Raw genomic sequence first — 16,913 nt, 5'->3', positions numbered from 1 at the left:
TTGATACAGATCTTCTGTTCTCTATTCAAATCTAAAGGCATACAGCATAATAGCCTGAATCAATGGAAGGGCAAAGTGGAACAATATAAAGAGCAGGAAGTGTGTAGTGAGAAGGCCGAGCAATTCATTCAAAAAATGAATCATTATCTAGCCCGACAAAAAGCAACCCTGCCACAGCAGACGCAGATATTATGTTGTTCAGATATTATTGAAAGTACATTTGGTAAGTACAAAAACAAAGGCGTCAAAATCATCACAGATGACGTGTTGAAAATCGCTGGATATTCTGAAAAGAGCACTTTAGAGCAGGTAAGCTTAGCCTTGCAAAAAGTGAATATGGCCGCCATCTCAAAATGGAAACAAGAAAATACCTCCATCTCTAAACTTGCTCTTTTGAAACGAGCAAAGAAAAAAGTGGCCGCATGATTAACCCCTCAGATTGTACACCCTACCTCAGAGAGGTCGAATATTCGTAGAATTTAGCCTGGATAAGCGTTTTCCGACCTCAGGGAGGTCGCACATTTACCACATTGCTCCATGTTGTGCGACCTCCCTGAGGTCGAAACCAGGAATTCTACTATTTTTCTACGAATGTTTAACCTCTACGAGGTCATTTTTGAGTCCTGAAAAAATTCAGGGTGACTCATGTTTTCCGGCGATCAGTAAAAGTGGCGATTGTTCATCCATACCCAACCCGCTCCCCGGCGGTAAACATCCACCCGGGCCGGCCGGATAAAGAGTTCATCCAGAAAAAGCGGATGGTCGCCTAATCGTTCGTTTTGGAAGGACCACCGGATGTGGGTGTCCGGCCGTTGAGCACGGAAGGGGAATTCCAGCAGGGCCCAGCCATTGCTGTCGAATACCCGGACGAGTTTGCGGGCCGCATCTCCAAACGTCTGGATCACCTCGCCGCTTTCCGGATCGTATTCCTCCACACGTACCTCCGAACGGGTATACAGGTCCCGGTCGATAAACATCCATACCGACAATACATGCCCACTGGAATCCGCTGCCGGGAGCGGTCCGTCGTAGATGGTATTGAGTTGGGCCATCGGTGCGGAAAAGGCTCCTTCTCCCAGATAGGCCATTTCACTGCTCATCGTATCAAAAGGCTCGTAGATCCAGTCGGAAACGCGGTCTGTCTGCCAGCCGTCTCCGCCGGTAAACAATAGGCTATCAGCCAGTCCCAGCTTATGCCGGATGGCATTTTGGCGGCTATCGATGCGGTCTTCAAAAGAAGACAACGGCAGGGAAAACAATTCCAGTTCGCGATCCCGGTAAATAAGGCGGGCACCCTGTCGTAGGTGATCGAATTTACCGCCGTATTCCCCGTTGCGTATCGTGTCCCAGGCCATCAGTAAGGGCGCATCGGAGGGCAGATCCGCCAACAGTTTGGGCGTCCGGTAGGGTTCGGTAACCAGTTGCAACTGATTGATGGTCTGGCTGCGGGAAGTCCGCGTGAGCATGGCGGCCGTGAGCGGCAGACCGGTCTGCACCGAAAGCGTCATACTCTTTTGGCCGATAAACCCGCTTACGTCCCACCAGAATTGATCGGAGCCCAGGTTATAATACGGGATCGGCAGGATGGCTTGGTATTGTTCTAACTCCAGGCCGGGGATATCCGTAAATCGCCGTCCGGGTTCGTAATCTTCGATCAGATCCAGTCTCAGATCCACCGCCGTGCTGTAGTGATAGGCTTCAAACAGGAGCAGCGCCAGTGGCAATATCAGCAGATACACCCACTTGCGCAGGCGGTAATACAACCAGGCCACAACGGCAATATTGGCCCCATAATACATCACCCAGCCAAAGCGGCCGATAGACCGGAACTGCCTTATGGGACCGGCCAAATCCACCAGCCCTTCCAGACCGGGTATGATGAAGGGTATGCCAAAGGCGAAGATCAGAATGGCGAGGCCACTGAGTAATTGCAACAGTAAAAAATTCGCGTGCGCCCGTTCCGGAGCCAGTGCCGCCGACTCTTTCGGTCCGAATTTCTTCCAAAGCCACCAGCCCAGCATCGACAGCAGGCCCAGAATGGCCACCAGTCCGATATAGGCGCGGGCTTCAAAATCCAGGGCGCGAATGTGCAGCCACTGCTCGTTCATCCACTGCCAGTGGGGTTCAAAAGGAGAAGTCAGTATTCCGCCGGGATAAGACCGGTAGAAGAAAAAACCCCAGGGCGCGGCGCTCCGGTCGGTCACCGGATCGAAATGCATCATCCAGAAATAAAAGAACAGCAGCGGAACGATGATCTGGAAAAGGTAATGCATCAGGTAAGTGGGCCAGGCTCTCCAGTTGCCCAGGATCAGAATGCGAAAGAAAAAGTAGGCCGTAATGGTAAACGCGATCAGGGCAAAAAAGTAGAAGTGGATCGCACTGTAGAAGATCGTTACCAGTCCGATAAAGATGCTGTAGCGGTACAACTTGGTTTCTTCCATCCGCAACAGCCCGTAAAGCACCATGGGGATCACCTCAGGCCGGGCCAGCCCGTAATGGGCGATCATGCGGTGCAGCTGCGGAGCCAGGAAAGTGAGGGCAACCGCCGCGCCGATGGCGTACCAAAAAGACAGTTGCAAGCGCATAAAGATCAGGTACAGGAACAGGGCACAAAGGATCAGGGAGACCAGCATGGAAATGTTGAGGACACCCAGCGCCCGGGATTCGAGCGGGAGGCCCAGGCTCGTCAGCCATTTGACGCCATTGGATAAGGTCGGTTCCGTATCCCCGGGCACCACGTGCTCCCCGTAGGGATAGTTCATGCCCCCGAAATGACTGTAGGTAGAATCGTGCTGAACGTGGTAAAGATAGGCGTGGTAGGTTTTATATCCATCGCCCCAGGGTTCGATAAACCCGTCGTTGCTGTATTTAAAAAAATCGGGAAACCGCAGCCACAGTAAGGTGATCATCAATACCAGCAGTAATACCCAGGCCCAACGGTTTGTTTTCATGAATGATAATTGGTGATTGATAACTGATGCCGGTGTCGAGCTCATTCACCTCCGTCAATTATCATTTATGTTTTCCAGAATCGGAGCAACAATACTTCCAGCGCCAAAAATAATAAGGTCAGCGCCAAACACCAACGCCAGAGGACAATACCTTGACTCCGTTCTTCAATTACCGTAGAGAAAGGCGTATTGTCGGCCACTTCGATGAGGCTCGCATTCGGTCCCACCAGGGATCTCAGCTCTTCCAGACCGTAGTAGGCCAGGTCGGATTCCTTGCGGTCGTAGTTGAAAGCGTATTGCTCCAGGATGTCGTCCTGATTCAGGAAAAGCTGGTAAAAACCGGCTTCTTTCACCTGCTCGCCTACGCCCAGAAAAACTTTAGCGCCGACGATCCGTTGCTCGGGGATGAATTCTTCATCATCTCCGGTGAGTTTATAAACAATCTCTCCGCTCTGCGTCTCGTGGGAAGCTTCGATCAGTTCATCCTGGCCGATGGTATAAGCAATCGGTTTCTGATAGCCCGAAGAAATGGCCATCTTGTAGAGCATCGGAATGAAGATCTCTCCGTTGCGTACCAGACTGTTCACCTCTTCGTTCAGCGGCACGGTACTGAGGTACAAATGGCCCTTTCCGATCTGATACTTGGACAGATAGCGGTTACCGTCCCGGTACTGCATGAGCGGTTCTTCCCGGCGGTTGGAATAGTTGGTGAGGCCGAAATTCCCCTGACTGGACGGCAGGATGAGGTTGGCGTTCCGGTTTTCGAAGACGTCGCGAAAAATGAATTCTTCCGTATTCAGGTTGCCGACTTCCCGCACCTGCTCTTCCCAGGCCGTGAGTTCATTGGCGGGAAAACCGCTGAGGAAACTCTGATAAGTAGCCAGTTGGGCGTTTTTGGAGGGAAATACCAATAGGTTTCCACCATTGTTCACAAATTCCTGCAATTCGAAAGCCAGCCCCGAGGAAATGGCATCCAGCTCATTCAGCACGATCATCTGATAATTCGGAAACCGGGAATAATCCAGATTCTGGCTCAGCTGGGTGGTCAACTCAAAATAACTGATCCCCTGAAAAGCGGCTTCCAGATAGCGGTTGGGCAGACTGCCGTTCACCACCAGTACATCGATCTTTTCGTCCACATCAAAGGCGAAGTAATATTTATCATCAAACTGCACGGGATAATCCGTGATCGCCAGTTCGGCGTCATAACGCCCCGGGCGCAGAATACTGACGTTGACCGTATCCAGCACCACGGATTCTGCGGGGATACTCATGGTACCCACTGGTTTGGTCTGCCCGTCGTAGCGAATGGACAGCCGGATGTTCTCGGCCTCCTGCGTACTGAGGTTCCGGACCTGTACCACCAGCGGATTATTCTGGTTGAGCATCTGAACGGGTGCGTCAAACCAGGCCGAATCAATACTGATGTTGCGTTCCTGTACCGCTTGCAACGGCACCAGATTCAGGGCAACGGTGGTATCCGCATAATCCTGGATATCGGTAATATTTTTCTGAAAATCGGAAATGATATAAGTGGAGCGGTTCTCGATATCGCCGGTCTCCAGCGCCTGCTGCTGCCGGGTAACGACCTTGCTCAACTCCCGGACATTGGGTGTCACGGTGAGTTCATCGATGAGCGCCAGTGCGTCTTCCTGACTGACCAGCCGCTGGTGACGTCCCTCAAAATCATTGGTCAGAACCTGGAAGCGGTCTTCCACCCCGTAGGCCTGAACGATCTCGCGAGCGCGCTGTTTGGCTTTATCCAAAAGTGGCACATCTTCGCTGAGTGCGCTCATGCTGAAAGAATTATCCACGAATACACTGATGGCCTTGCGACCGGCTTTCACTTCACTGTCCTGGGGAATAAAGGGCTGAACGAAGGCCAGCACCAGGAACGCCAACGCCAGGAGGCGGGCGATCAATACCAGAATGTTCCGCAGTTTGGACCGGGCGCTGGTATCTTCTTTCACCTCGCGCAGGAAACGCACATTGGTAAAATATACTTTTCGAAACCGGCGAAAGTAAAACAGGTGAATGATCACGGGGATGGCCAAAAACGCTAAGGCCCATAAAAATGTCGGAAATAAAAATTGCATATTCGTTGGTAGTCAGTCTACACGGTAGTTTGGATGGAAAAACGTAATCTGGTATTCAATGTTGCGGAAATGTGACAATAAGACCAAAGGTAATACTAATCCACATCAAAATGCAACGTCTTTTCATTTCATAGGGGTATTTTTGTGCCGATCAGCCGCAAGTCGAAAATCGTCGGCTATCCGCCCGGAGGCGAAGGTCATCAATAATTTTTGCCCGGCGGCTTACTGAAACCGGACTATTGAATATGTACAAAATCAAAGAGATCTATTATACCCTTCAGGGAGAGGGCGCCCATACCGGCCGGCCGGCCGTGTTCTGCCGTTTTACCGGATGCAATTTGTGGAGCGGCCGGGAAGAAGACCGCCACAAAGCGATCTGTCAGTTCTGCGACACGGATTTCTGGGGAACGGACGGCGTACTCGGCGGACGCTATACGGCCGAAGAACTGGCCGGACTGGTCAAAAGCTGCTGGCCGGATGATGAGTTCGGGCAGCCCTATGTGGTATGCACCGGCGGCGAACCGCTTTTGCAACTGGATGAGCCCCTGATCGAAGCGTTTCACCGGCAGGGACTGGAGGTAGGCGTGGAGACCAACGGCACCATCGAACCGCCGGCCGGACTGGACTGGATCTGTGTGAGTCCCAAGGCCGGAGCCGAACTGGTGATCAAAGCAGCCAATGAGATCAAACTGGTTTTTCCGCAGCCCGGAGCCGAACCCGAACGCTACCTGGACCTGGATTTCGAAAACTTCTTTTTACAACCCATGGACGGTCCCGCAGCCGAGAAAAACACAAAACTCACCCTGGAATACTGCCTCAAAAACCCGAGGTGGCGGCTCAGCCTGCAGACTCATAAGCTGTTAAACATCCCTTAGATACACATCCTGATAAAAAAAATATTAAAAAATTTGCCTTTTGGAGATCCGGCCGGCAAATCCCGCCCGTATATAGCCACAGACACACACACTTTTGAGTTAGACCCTTGACCCAAACGATACACAAGAACAATAGTAAGGGGGACTCTTGGATGAAGTGAGCTTGAGGCTTGCTTCATCCTTTTTTATTTTACCCAAAGCGGACCTGCCGGATTTGGTCATCTTCCTGCCAAGAAATGTTAAAACTTTTTCCATCCTTTGATTTTTGCGTTACCTTAATGAGCTGACGCTACCGCCGGATAGCTCCCGGCACCAAACGACTTTTAAACATCTTAACCTAACGAGGCCGTTTATCGACTCTGCTGCCGTTGAAATCCGCGTCTTGCAAGCCGGAAATCGGCCTTTTAAACCTCAACGCTATGCGCTCTCTTTTTACGCTCGTTTTAGTCATTGCTTTCTTTACTTCCGCCCGCGCCCAGCTTTCCCGCGGCGCCATGCTCTGGAGCGGAGGGATGGAACTCGCCTCCCAGTCCAATCCGAATTTACTCAGGTTTTCTCTATTCCCGGAAGCCCATTATTTTCTGACCGATCACTTCACGGTGGGCGGGCGGTTCAATCTGGGTGCTACCTTCGAAAAAGGTGTGCAGTTGCTGATCGTTGATCCGCAGATCCGGTTCTATTTCCCCTCGCGTAATGACCGGAGCAATTTCTTTGCCTTCACTCATTCCGAATTGTTTTTCCCGGTCGATGAAGAATTAGGCCTGGACAATCAGGTGCGGCTATTTCTCGGTGGGGGCTGGCAGGCCCGCCTGAACCCGAATGTAGCGCTGGAAACCAAACTCTTTGCAATTTATCAGGAAAATCCGGGCAACCCGGAGGCTCCGTTTTTCAGCCGCCCCACCTTCGGACTGGAAACGGGTCTACTTCTCTTCCTGAATGCCTATGAAGAACCAAATTTCCAATCCAGGATCGGAAAAGGAAGCTGGCTCATCGGGGGGAATAATCTGAAGGTCAATTACCTGGCGGACGGTCTGAATCGCCAGTTCAGTTTCAGCATGACGCCCCGTATCGGCTATTTCTTTTCTGATATGTTCATGGCCGGGATCGGGTTGCCGTTCGACTATCAGTTCACGGAAATTGGCGTCAGCTTTGGTTTCACTGACAGAATCCAGTCCCAGATCGTCGGGCTTTCTCCGTTTTTCCGCTTCTACCCCAAAATGAGCAATTCCCGGGTGCGCCCCTTTCTCAATGCCGAAGTAAATTACCTGCGTACCCGCCTGGATGACCGGATCAATTTCGGACTTAATTTTGTCCCCCGTAACCGGTACAATTTCACCCTGAGCGGAGGCATCAATCATTTCCTCACCCCGACCACCGCCCTCGAAGCCGCCGCCTTTTACAACTGGGACGCCAGTCAGGACATCACCCGCGGAGGCATCCAGCTCGGATTTCAGTTTTTCCTGGCCCGGGAAAGTGAATGAAACATAAAGCGGGTTAAACATTTGCCAAAGCCTTCCGGAAATTGAATAGTCAAGCATTCCGGCCGTATCTTAACATAGCAATCCGACCCCTCAACCCCTGGACTCTGACACCTGACCCCTCAAAACCTGACCCCTGACACCTCCTCAAACCTCAAAACAAAAACATGACGCCTCTAAAAACGCACACACTCTGGTTGCTCCTGGCAGCCATGCTCTTCTCGTCCCTACTAAACGCCCAAACCGACACCCGGGAAATCGGGCTTCGTTTCGGAGGGCTGCAGTATTTCGACTTTATTTACAAAAAGCAACGCACGGCCAATGGCTTCCAACGCATCCGGCTGACGGTGGCTGCCCTGAGTTTTGATCAGTATGATGACTACAACCACTTTGCTACCAATTTGGGCATTGCGATCGGGCGGGAAAAGCGCAAAGGCCTCGCCGAAAACCTGTACTGGGTACACGGCTGGGAACCCCGGATACGGGTAATGTATAACCTCCGGACCGATACCTCCGACGGGGTTGATCCGAATGATTATTGGAACCTGTCTGTCCAGCCCGCCATCGGCTACGTCCTGGGATTTCAGTACAATTTCAGCGAGCGGTTTTACGTGTCGCTCGAAGGCATTCCCTCCCTGGGCGTAAACCTCAATTTCGATGATCGGAATGGGCTCGATAATTTCGGTCTGGGCGGTAATTTTTCGTTTTCCGGGGTGGCGATCACCCTGGCCTATTCCTTCGTTCCGCATCCCTAAAAAAAGGATATTATCGTTGGTCGGAAAAAGGTCTCTTTTCATTCAAAGATCACCGCAAAAGCTTATTTTCGAGGGTTCACCTAACCAATCCGCTTGCTGCTGCAATCCGGACTAGCTATACCACTATGCGCTTTCTAATTTTACCACTTCTCTTCTTATCCGTGGGCCTTTCCGCGCAGATCAGCCGGGGCGCCTTCATCGGTAACAGCGATCTGCATCTGACGGCCTATCCCGAAGGCGGCAATCCCGATCTGGGATATAATCTGTTGCCGGAATTGAAATATTTCCTCTCTCCACATTTCAGTATCGGGGGCAATGTACGAATGACCGGCAGCCGTGAGGACGGAGTAAATAGCCTCCGGATCGCACCGGAAGTGCAGTATATTTTCAATCCTCAACAGCAAAATAACAACTGGTTTGTTTTCCTGAACCCGCGCTTCAATTCCATCCCCAGTCGTAAGATCGACAGCGATCCGTATACCGAAATATTCACCGGCCTGGGTTGGTACGCCTTTCTAAGCCCGAACATAGTCCTGCAAACCAAACTCGCCGTGATATTTGATAACCGGACCTGGCAGTATTTCGTCCAGAGGCCGGTCTATCAGCTCTCTACCGGCTTATCCTGGTACCTGGATCCCAACCGGAGTTTTTCCGCCGTCAGGCAGATCCCCGAACGGGGAAAAGGCAGCTGGATGATCGGAGGAATTGATCCCGAGATAAATCTCCGGCCCGCCAGAGGTGCTACCAGCTTCCGGATGTCCCTTACCCCACGGGTGGGTTATTTCCTTTCGGATCAATTGGTCGTCGGCCTGGGGGTACCTTTTGCCCACATTTACGAAAGCAATCTGCTGCGGGATCTCACTAAGTATTACTACAAGTCTACGGTCATCGGTGCAGAGCCTTATCTGCGGTTCTACACGGGCAGGCCCGAACAGGCCACCCGCTTCTTTGCAGAAGGGTCAGCCCGCTTTGCCCGGGAGCATTTAAGAACTTCCCGGACGGATCAACCCCGGTATCCCGATTCGGGTATACTTACTTTCAGAAGCGGCTTCAATTATTTTCTGCGACCGACCGTCGCGTTGGAAGGCAGTGTATTTTATCTAAGCAATTTCACTTACGGATACCATCAGTTCGGACTCACCTGGGGCTTCCAGTTTTTCCTTTTGGGCAATCAGTGAGATAGTGAACATGTCAACTGGGGACACTTTCCCCTTCGCAATAATCCAGCAATTTGCGGTATACTTCGTGCCGGCTCAGCAGTTCCCGGTTACCGAGCACCACGATCTGTTCCCGCGCCCGGGTGAGGGCTACATTGAGTTTGCGGTCCACTCCTTCGTCACTGAGTGTGGATAAGAGTTCGAGTTGGCGGCTGGAATTGGTACACAGAGAAAGCAATATGATATCCCTGGCCCCGCCCTGGTAACGTTCCACCGTATCGATGGTGATGAGGTCCGGGTTGAGTCCCCGGGCTTCCAGCGCGTAGCGGATCTGGGCGATCTGCGCCCGGTAAGGCGTGATCACACCGATGCGATCCTTTTCCAGTTCTTTACCTTCGCTGGCAAATACTTCACCCAGCAGGCTGACCAGTTTGCCCACCAGTTCCGCTTCGTGCTGATTGGTCTTTTGCAAAGGCGTGCTTTCGTCCACCGGTGTGGGTATAAAGATCATGCGCCGACTACCCAGGCGGCTTAGTAAACCATCGGCATCAGGCGGGATGTGCAGAAAGCCGGTCTGCAGCTGGCGTTCTCGGACCGGAATGCCTTCCGGCAGGATCTGCAGTGTCTTTTCGTAAAAATGCCGGTTCGGGAACTCCATAATGTGCTGGTGCATGCGTCCCTGGTGGCGCAACTGGGCGTAGGCCCAATCCCACTGCTCGGCTTTACACCGTTTGAAAAGGCGCTCGAAAAGGGAGTTGCGCAGATTATTCAGGCCGATCTGTTGCAGTCCTTCGTCGCGGACCGCCGAGCTGCCGGTATCCTGCGTCACTACGGCGGGTAATTGTTTGTGATCGCCGATCAGGATAAAGCGTTCAAAATTGGGCAGCAGCCCCACCAGCATCGGTTCCAGGATCTGGGAAGCCTCATCGATGATCACTGTCTGGAAAGATTTCAGCTGCAGCAATTCCGGTTTACCCACGATGGAGGAAACGGTAGAAACGAAAATGCGGTGCCCGTCGATGAGTTCGCGCAGTGCTTTCCGGGATTTGATCTTCTGGGTTTTCGAACGCAGCAACTGATCCCGAAAGGCCGGTGCCGTCGAGTAGCGGGACCCGATGCGCAGATACTGGTCCCGGAGTTCCGGGCCGATGCGTTCTATCGATTCGCAGATCTCATCCACGGCGCGGTTGGTATAGGCCAGCAGCAGAATATTCTCCTCCGTGCGGTGCAGCAGGTGATCGACCATGTAGCGCAGCATTACACTGGTCTTGCCGGTACCGGGCGGTCCCCAGAGTAAAAAATAATCCCGGGCGGAAAGCGCTTTCCCGAGGATCTCCCTTTGATCCGGGGTCATGCCGGGCGTCGGGCCCAATGTTACGGCTTGCGGTTGATCCGGCGGACGGGTCGTCAGCAGTAATTGCTTTTTGCTGGCAGCGTGACCGCAAAACGCAAACAGGCTGCGGTAGATCCCCGTAAAGCTGCTGTCCAGCAGATCGTGTTCCAGATTCCAGTATGTAAAATCGGCAAAGATGCGGTCATTGAACTGCCGGGAACGCAGGCGGATCACCACCTGCTTTTGATCGATATCAATGATGGAGCATTTGAAGATCTGGCTGGCCAGCACGCCGATCTGATCTTCCTGCCGGGGATAGAGCACGGCAATATCGCCCTGCCGGAAATTCGCCAGCCGGTGCGTGCGCTCCGTGCGTTGAAAGATCAGAATGGGTTCCTCCTCGCCGGAGCGGTTTTCCTCCAGTTCGAGGTATTCGATGAGGTCGAAATTTTCCAGTTTTTCTTCCGGCGAATTGAGCCAGAGCGCGGCCAGACCATTGATGCCCTCCTGATCCGAAGCGCCGGTTTTGGCCAGGGCCTGTTCCCGGGCGATAAACCCGGCAAAGGAAATAAAATAGCATTTTTCCAGTTCGCTGAGTCGCCGGTAGACGGCTTCGAACTGTTCGAGATTGCGGCGCGCAAAACCCCGCATATTCGGGAAGTGCACCGGCGACAAACGGCCGAACAGGCGCTGGCCCTGATCGAGCAGATCTTTATCTTCCTGCTGCCCGAGCTGGGACAAGAGTCGCTCCAGAGCTACCAGTTGATTACGCAACTGCATGGCCTCGTACTGCTGCGCTTTTATGGTAGGCGCAAAACGAAGCTGCCGGTCGTCCTGACCGGAATAGAGAATATAGTTAGCCACTTTGGTCTTCCGCCCGAATGCGGAATGCACCAGCAGGTCGTAGAGTAAGGTCTGGGTAAAGTGACTGGCGCTCAGGCCGTACACATTGGGCATAAAGGGTTTGCCACTTTTCAGTTCGACGATCGCCGTTTTGGATTCCTCTCCAACCGGACGGTACAACAGGTCCAGTCGCCCCTGCAGGCCGTAGGTTTCCGAGTAGAAGGACGGTTCCAGGTAACAGTCTTCGCGGTGAATACCCTCCTCCGCAAAATCCTGCATCACCATCCTTTTGAGATGGAGGTAATGCTTTTGGGATTTTTGCAGGATCTCCCGGATCTGCCGGTCGGAAAACAGGCAAAAGGTCAGCGGGTTCAACTGGAAGGTACGCGGAGCAAGCTGTTGGAAGGTTGATTCGGGCTCGGTCATCAGCTCGTCCAGGAAAAAGTTGGCAATATGCCCGATCATCAGGGGAGCCGTGGATTCGAACGGCAGGAATTTCTTCAGCAGATAACCCCAGGGATCGGTCCCCTGCACCTGAAAGCACTCGGAAACGGCGGTCACTTCCACCAGAAAATCTGGTTCTACCACAAAGGCACGCGGCCGGTAGACGCCATCCGCCCCGATCTCTACATCGATCAAATTCAGCAGTACGGGAAATCCCATAACCGCCCGGATCAGGTCGATCGTCGGATTGAAATTTTCGTTGTGATCGGCAATGTTATAGGCGATCGGGATCACTACTTCCGGCTGGTTCTCCGAACGGGCCAGCAGCTGGCAGTTCGGCCGGTCTTCCTCCAACGCCAGCACCCGCAATTTGGGCAGATACTGTTTCACTTCCACCGCGACAAACGGGAACGTCCAGTCTGCGGGGATCAATTGCTGCACCGCAGCGGGCGGCTCCTCCGCAAAAATGGCCTGAATGGTATCCGCCATCACTTTGGTGCCCAGCGACAGCAGGTCTTCCAGATCTTCCGGACTGGCCTGGGGAGCCCGCTTCCGGAACTGGTGAATGTAGTACTGCAGTCGTTTTTCCAGCTGATATTTATGGCAGGTATAGGCGATCCGGGCGAAGAGCGTGGTGAAGTGCAGGTTTTCTTTCCGGGTAGCTTCGACGAATAACAGATTGAGCAGACGATAAAGTGCCTCCACTCTGACTGCGGGCTCCATAGCCGTTCCCGTCAGGGCCTTTTCTAATTCCCGGTAAAATAGTTGTGGTAGCGCGTTATTCGTCATGCCTCTGATCATGCCTGATTTGCGGCTAAATATACGGAATTTAAACGATAGCCGCGGGCCGGCACCGGAAGTCAGACCGGATTTTTGCCTATCCTGTAATTCCTCATTTATTCGATCTCCTCCCCGGCTTTATTGAACCGCCTGGTCTCCTTGCGTTTATGCCGTTCATCGTAGGTATGTTCGATGTAAGCCAGTCCGTTGTCCGTTCGGTTGACCATTTCACCGTTCAGCCCCAGGTAAGTAACCCGGATCAGGTTGTCGTGCTCATCGTAGGAATAAGTGATGGTAGAGAAACCGCTTTTGGCGTGCAGCACCGGCCGCCGCCGGGTATCGAGTAATTCGGTTTTTACACGTTTGAATCCGGCGCGGTCCCAGGTATATTCGGCGTAGCAGTAGCCGGTTTCCGTATTCAGTCCCGGCTGCCCGGTGCTGTCCGTAAAGTGGGTGTAGTCATAGTTGCCGAACCGGTCGTAGATCCGTTTGCTTCCCCAGAATCCGTAGGCATTTTTCCGGTCCTGGCCGCGATCGTCCTCGTAGCGCACGGAAGTTTCGTAGCCGTAGCGATCCGGGATATTGATGCCCCGGGCCACATTGGGTCCGTTACCGCTTTTCAGTTGGTGATCCTTATCCAATACCCGCCAGCCATACCATTTCCCGGCCCTGTCGAACAGGAGCTTATCCTGGGCAACGCCCGATTCATTGTTCACTAAATTGCCCTGCTTGTCTATGTTTTGCATCAGGGCCAAACTTCCGTGAAATTCGTAGTACAGGCGGATGGTGTAGAATGGAAAACCCGGCCGCAGGCTTTGCAATGCCCCCGTAAGATCAAAGCGCTGCTCGATCACCGATCCGTCCGGCTGGTGTTCCCAGGTGTAGTGGGCAATGCCCCAGTCATTTTCGATCCGGTTTCCGCTTTCATCTTCAAAATGCAGACCGGTCCGCCGGCCCTGCTCGTCCAGTTGGTAGACCTCGCGGAAGGCTCCCCGCTGACTAACGGCATTGCCGAAGCGATCCGAAAAGGTCCGGATCTCCTGACCGTCGCGGTAAGTAAGCTGCTGTACAGGGGTGGTAAAGAAGTAATTGGCCGTGTGGTTGGGTTCGCGCAGCCGGTTACCGAGATAAAATCCGATCCGGACCAGGCGAAATTGCTCATCGTAATATAACCGATAATGATTGCGACGCATCGCCTCCTTTTCTCCCAGCCGGACCACGCCTTTAAAATCGGGGTAAGGGGATTCCCGCAGGGATATGGTTGCGTAGTATTCGACCCGCTCTTCGGCCGGAAATTGTTCCGAATGGCCGTAAACTCCGGGAAGGACGAGGCCGAAAAAGCAGATCGAGAGTACGCAGGTAAGCGTTTTTTTCATTGCTTCCATTTTATCTTGTTTTGTTGACAGCAAAGAAACCGGAAGCTTTTTGATGTAGAAAAAATGCGGCATCCGGGGCTCTCCTGATTCCTTAAATCCGGATAAAAGCAGGCAATTTGGCAGACTTTTCGGCCGGTTCAGTTCCTCCCATTTTGGTTCGCCCCTGCAAAGAACCGTTTTAAGGCATTACCTTTGCCCCTCAAAAGCTCGCTATCCGTATCCACATGAAAACATGCTTTCCCTGTCTCTTTTTTATCCTGTTGATCCTCTCTTCCTGCGTTGAAGCACCCCACGAGGCCAGTGGTGCCGGTCAGGCTATGGAATACTGGAGTATACAGCGGACCTACCCCGACGGCCGGATCCATTCCCGCAAGCTACAGCAAGCCTACCGGGAATGGCAGCCTCAGTTGAGCCTGCGCAGCGGGGAACCCTGGCGAGCGCTCGGGCCTAAGAACGTGGGTGGCCGTACACTCAGTCTGGCTTTCCATCCGAATGATCCCGAGCTACTTTTTGTCGGTTCGGCCAGCGGAGGATTGTGGGTCTCCCATTCCGGTGGCAAAGGCACCCAGGCCTGGGAACGGGTCCGTACCGGGTTTCCGGTTCTTGGCGTCAGCACCATCGCTATCAATCCCGACCGGCCGGAAGAAATCTTTATCGGCACCGGGGAAGTCTACAATCACCAGGCGGCCCGGCCGGCCATTGATGATCGTTTTCACCGGGGCAGTTACGGCATGGGTATCCTCCGATCGCGCGACGGCGGCCAAAGCTGGCAGGTGTCCCTGGACTGGCGGAATACCGACCTGCGGGGCGTCTGGAAGATCATCTATAATCCGTTGCGGAGCGCAACCGTACTGGCCGCTACCACCGAGGGCATCTTTCGTAGTCGGGACGGCGGCAACACCTGGCGACAGATATCCGACCGGATCATGGCTACCGACCTGGAGATGCATCCGCTCGATACGAATGTGATCTACGCCAGCCACGGCGGCTACCGCAGTCCGGAAACGGGCATATACCGTTCCACCGATGGCGGCAATTCCTTTGAGCTCCTGAACAGTCTACCCACCCAATACAGCGGGAAGGCCATGATCAGTCTGGCTCCTTCCGAACCCGACTGGCTATACGTTTCCATTGCCGATAACGAATCCTCCATTGGCCTGTTCCGCTCGATTGACCGGGGCGATAACTGGGCCCTGATGAATACGGAGGATGTAGCGAAATGGCAGGGTTGGTACGCCCACGATGTGGCGATCCATCCCCGCGACCCCCAGCGGCTGGTCTACGTTGGCATCGATACCTGGACTTCGGGAAATGGCGGCAAAGCCCTCGACCAACGCACCTACTGGCAACTGTGGACCTTCGGGCGTACCGCAGTCGGCGCTCCCGAGGGGCCCGACAATTATGTACACGCGGATATTCACGGAGCTTATTACCACCCGGACAACGATCAGCGGGTCTTCCTGGTCACCGATGGTGGCATTTTTGAATCCATCAACGGCGGCATCACCTGGACCTCGCGCAACGGCGGCTACCAAACCCAGCAGTTTTACGCCGATCTGGCCAGTGCGCCCCGGGATTCCAACCTCGCGATCGGCGGCCTGCAGGACAATTCAACCGTAGTGTATAACGGCACCGCAGCCTGGGCCCGACGCATCGGCGGCGACGGTATGACGGCCGCCATCGACCCGCAGGATGACCAGTTTATCTACGGTTCTTTACAGAATTTGAATGTCTTGCGCTCTACGGACCGGGGCGAGACCTTTCGACGGTTAGTCATCGGCAATTCGGCCGCAGAGACCCGAAATTTCAACAGCCCGTTTAAACTGGCTCCCTCCCGGCCTACACAACTGTACGCCGGCGCCCAGCGGCTGTACGTCAGTAACAATCGCGGCGGCACCTGGGAACAGGCTTCTTCCCAGAAAGACGGCCGGAATGCTATACTGAAGATTGCCGTTTCGGCCTCGGATCCCGATCTGCTGTATTTCAGCACTAACTCACTGGACGGCAGTCAGGCTCCGGCGGTTTTTAAAAGCACCAGCGGCGGCCGCAGTTCCTGGCAACGCATGGAAGGTCTGCCGGACCGGATCTGTACGGACCTCGAATTTCATCCCAATAGTCAGGATACCATATTTGCTGTATTTGGCGGTTATAATTCGTCGCACGTTTTTCGTACCACTAACGGAGGTCGCAACTGGACCGCCATCGACCGTAACCTGCCCGATCTGCCGACTAATACGATCTTCATCGATCCCCTACACCCCGGGCATCTTTATATAGGCAATGATCTGGGCGTGTTTGCCTCTCAGGACAATGGGCAGCGCTGGGAATGGATCTCGCAGGACATTGCGGAAGCCGTCATGGTGATGGACCTCAGCTACAGCCCCTCCAACCGGAAATTGCGGGTCGCCACCCACGGGCTCGGTGCCTACGAACTGGCGCTGGATGAATTGAAACTCGGCGGGGAACCCGCCGGAGAATTAAGCCTGGAAGCCCCCTACCCCAACCCGGCCACGGACTGGCTCTCGGTCGACTTTCAGGTAGAAAACGCCAGCACCTATGCATTTGAACTCGTAGACGTCAACGGCCGGATCCTCGAACGGCACCGCAAGGCCTATCTGGGAGGTGAGCAGGAAAAACTGCGCTATAACCTTCGCGACCGGGCCGCGGGTGTCTACTGGCTGGTCATCCGGGACGACACCGGCGATTTCCGACGGACTTTTCGGATCGTGAAGCTCTGAGAGCGGCGGACATGCTACTGAACATCTTTTAAAAAATAGCGGAGGGGATGGCCAGGAGACAAGGTGATGGGGAGAGTGGGTGAAAGC

Annotated in this window: 10 protein-coding genes; 6 read left to right on the top strand and 4 right to left on the bottom strand. The window is 53.7% G+C overall.

The genetic code is table 11. The annotated features are described in order from the left end of the window. Positions 1 to 426, top strand: a 426-nt coding sequence (locus CRP01_RS37850; RefSeq protein WP_222845915.1) for a hypothetical protein, incomplete at its 5' end; no start/stop codon positions are given. Between the two features lie 233 nt (positions 427 to 659). Here the strand turns inward: CRP01_RS37850 and CRP01_RS37845 are convergent. Then, positions 660 to 2,951, bottom strand: coding sequence for a hypothetical protein (locus CRP01_RS37845; RefSeq protein WP_099155304.1), 2,292 nt, complete (start codon positions 2,949 to 2,951; stop codon positions 660 to 662). 65 nt (positions 2,952 to 3,016) lie between these two features. Then, positions 3,017 to 5,047, bottom strand: a complete 2,031-nt coding sequence (locus CRP01_RS37840) for a BatA domain-containing protein (protein WP_099155303.1) — start codon at positions 5,045 to 5,047, stop codon at positions 3,017 to 3,019. A 245-nt stretch (positions 5,048 to 5,292) separates the two neighbouring features. On the opposite strand from CRP01_RS37840, the gene queE reads away from it, so the two are divergent. The 4 genes from queE (at position 5,293) to CRP01_RS37820 (ending at position 9,333) form a co-directional block, all read left to right on the top strand. After that, a complete protein-coding gene (gene queE / locus CRP01_RS37835; RefSeq protein ID WP_099155302.1) occupies positions 5,293 to 5,922 on the top strand; it encodes a 7-carboxy-7-deazaguanine synthase in 630 nt (209 codons plus the stop codon). Positions 5,923 to 6,341: 419 nt separating this feature from the next. Then, positions 6,342 to 7,403, top strand: a complete 1,062-nt coding sequence (locus CRP01_RS37830) for a hypothetical protein (RefSeq protein ID WP_099155301.1) — start codon at positions 6,342 to 6,344, stop codon at positions 7,401 to 7,403. 164 nt (positions 7,404 to 7,567) lie between these two features. Next, positions 7,568 to 8,155, top strand: a complete 588-nt coding sequence (locus CRP01_RS37825; RefSeq protein ID WP_143473720.1) for a hypothetical protein — start codon at positions 7,568 to 7,570, stop codon at positions 8,153 to 8,155. Between the two features lie 125 nt (positions 8,156 to 8,280). Beyond that, positions 8,281 to 9,333 carry a hypothetical protein gene (locus CRP01_RS37820; protein ID WP_143473719.1) on the top strand — a complete coding sequence of 351 codons (1,053 nt, stop codon included), beginning with the start codon at positions 8,281 to 8,283 and terminating at the stop codon, positions 9,331 to 9,333. 13 nt (positions 9,334 to 9,346) lie between these two features. On the opposite strand, the gene CRP01_RS37815 is transcribed toward CRP01_RS37820, so the two are convergent. Together CRP01_RS37815 and CRP01_RS37810 are read right to left on the bottom strand one after the other, a co-directional pair. Further along, positions 9,347 to 12,733: a DEAD/DEAH box helicase gene (locus CRP01_RS37815; RefSeq protein WP_099155298.1), complete on the bottom strand. Its 3,387-nt coding sequence runs from the start codon at positions 12,731 to 12,733 to the stop codon at positions 9,347 to 9,349. 95 nt (positions 12,734 to 12,828) lie between these two features. After that, positions 12,829 to 14,088 carry a hypothetical protein gene (locus CRP01_RS37810; RefSeq protein ID WP_143473718.1) on the bottom strand — a complete coding sequence of 420 codons (1,260 nt, stop codon included), beginning with the start codon at positions 14,086 to 14,088 and terminating at the stop codon, positions 12,829 to 12,831. Positions 14,089 to 14,312: 224 nt separating this feature from the next. On the opposite strand from CRP01_RS37810, the gene CRP01_RS37805 reads away from it, so the two are divergent. Next, the gene (locus tag CRP01_RS37805) at positions 14,313 to 16,826 is read left to right on the top strand and encodes a T9SS type A sorting domain-containing protein (protein ID WP_099155296.1); all 2,514 of its coding nucleotides are present in this window, start codon (positions 14,313 to 14,315) and stop codon (positions 16,824 to 16,826) included. The last annotated feature ends 87 nt before the right edge of the window (positions 16,827 to 16,913 follow it).

The sequence above is a fragment of the Flavilitoribacter nigricans DSM 23189 = NBRC 102662 genome (genome assembly GCF_002646595.1).
Taxonomy (GTDB): Bacteria; Bacteroidota; Bacteroidia; order Chitinophagales; family Saprospiraceae; genus Flavilitoribacter; species Flavilitoribacter nigricans.
The sequence above is the reverse complement of the archived record's forward strand: the minus strand, read 5'-3'. Positions and strand labels throughout refer to the sequence as shown.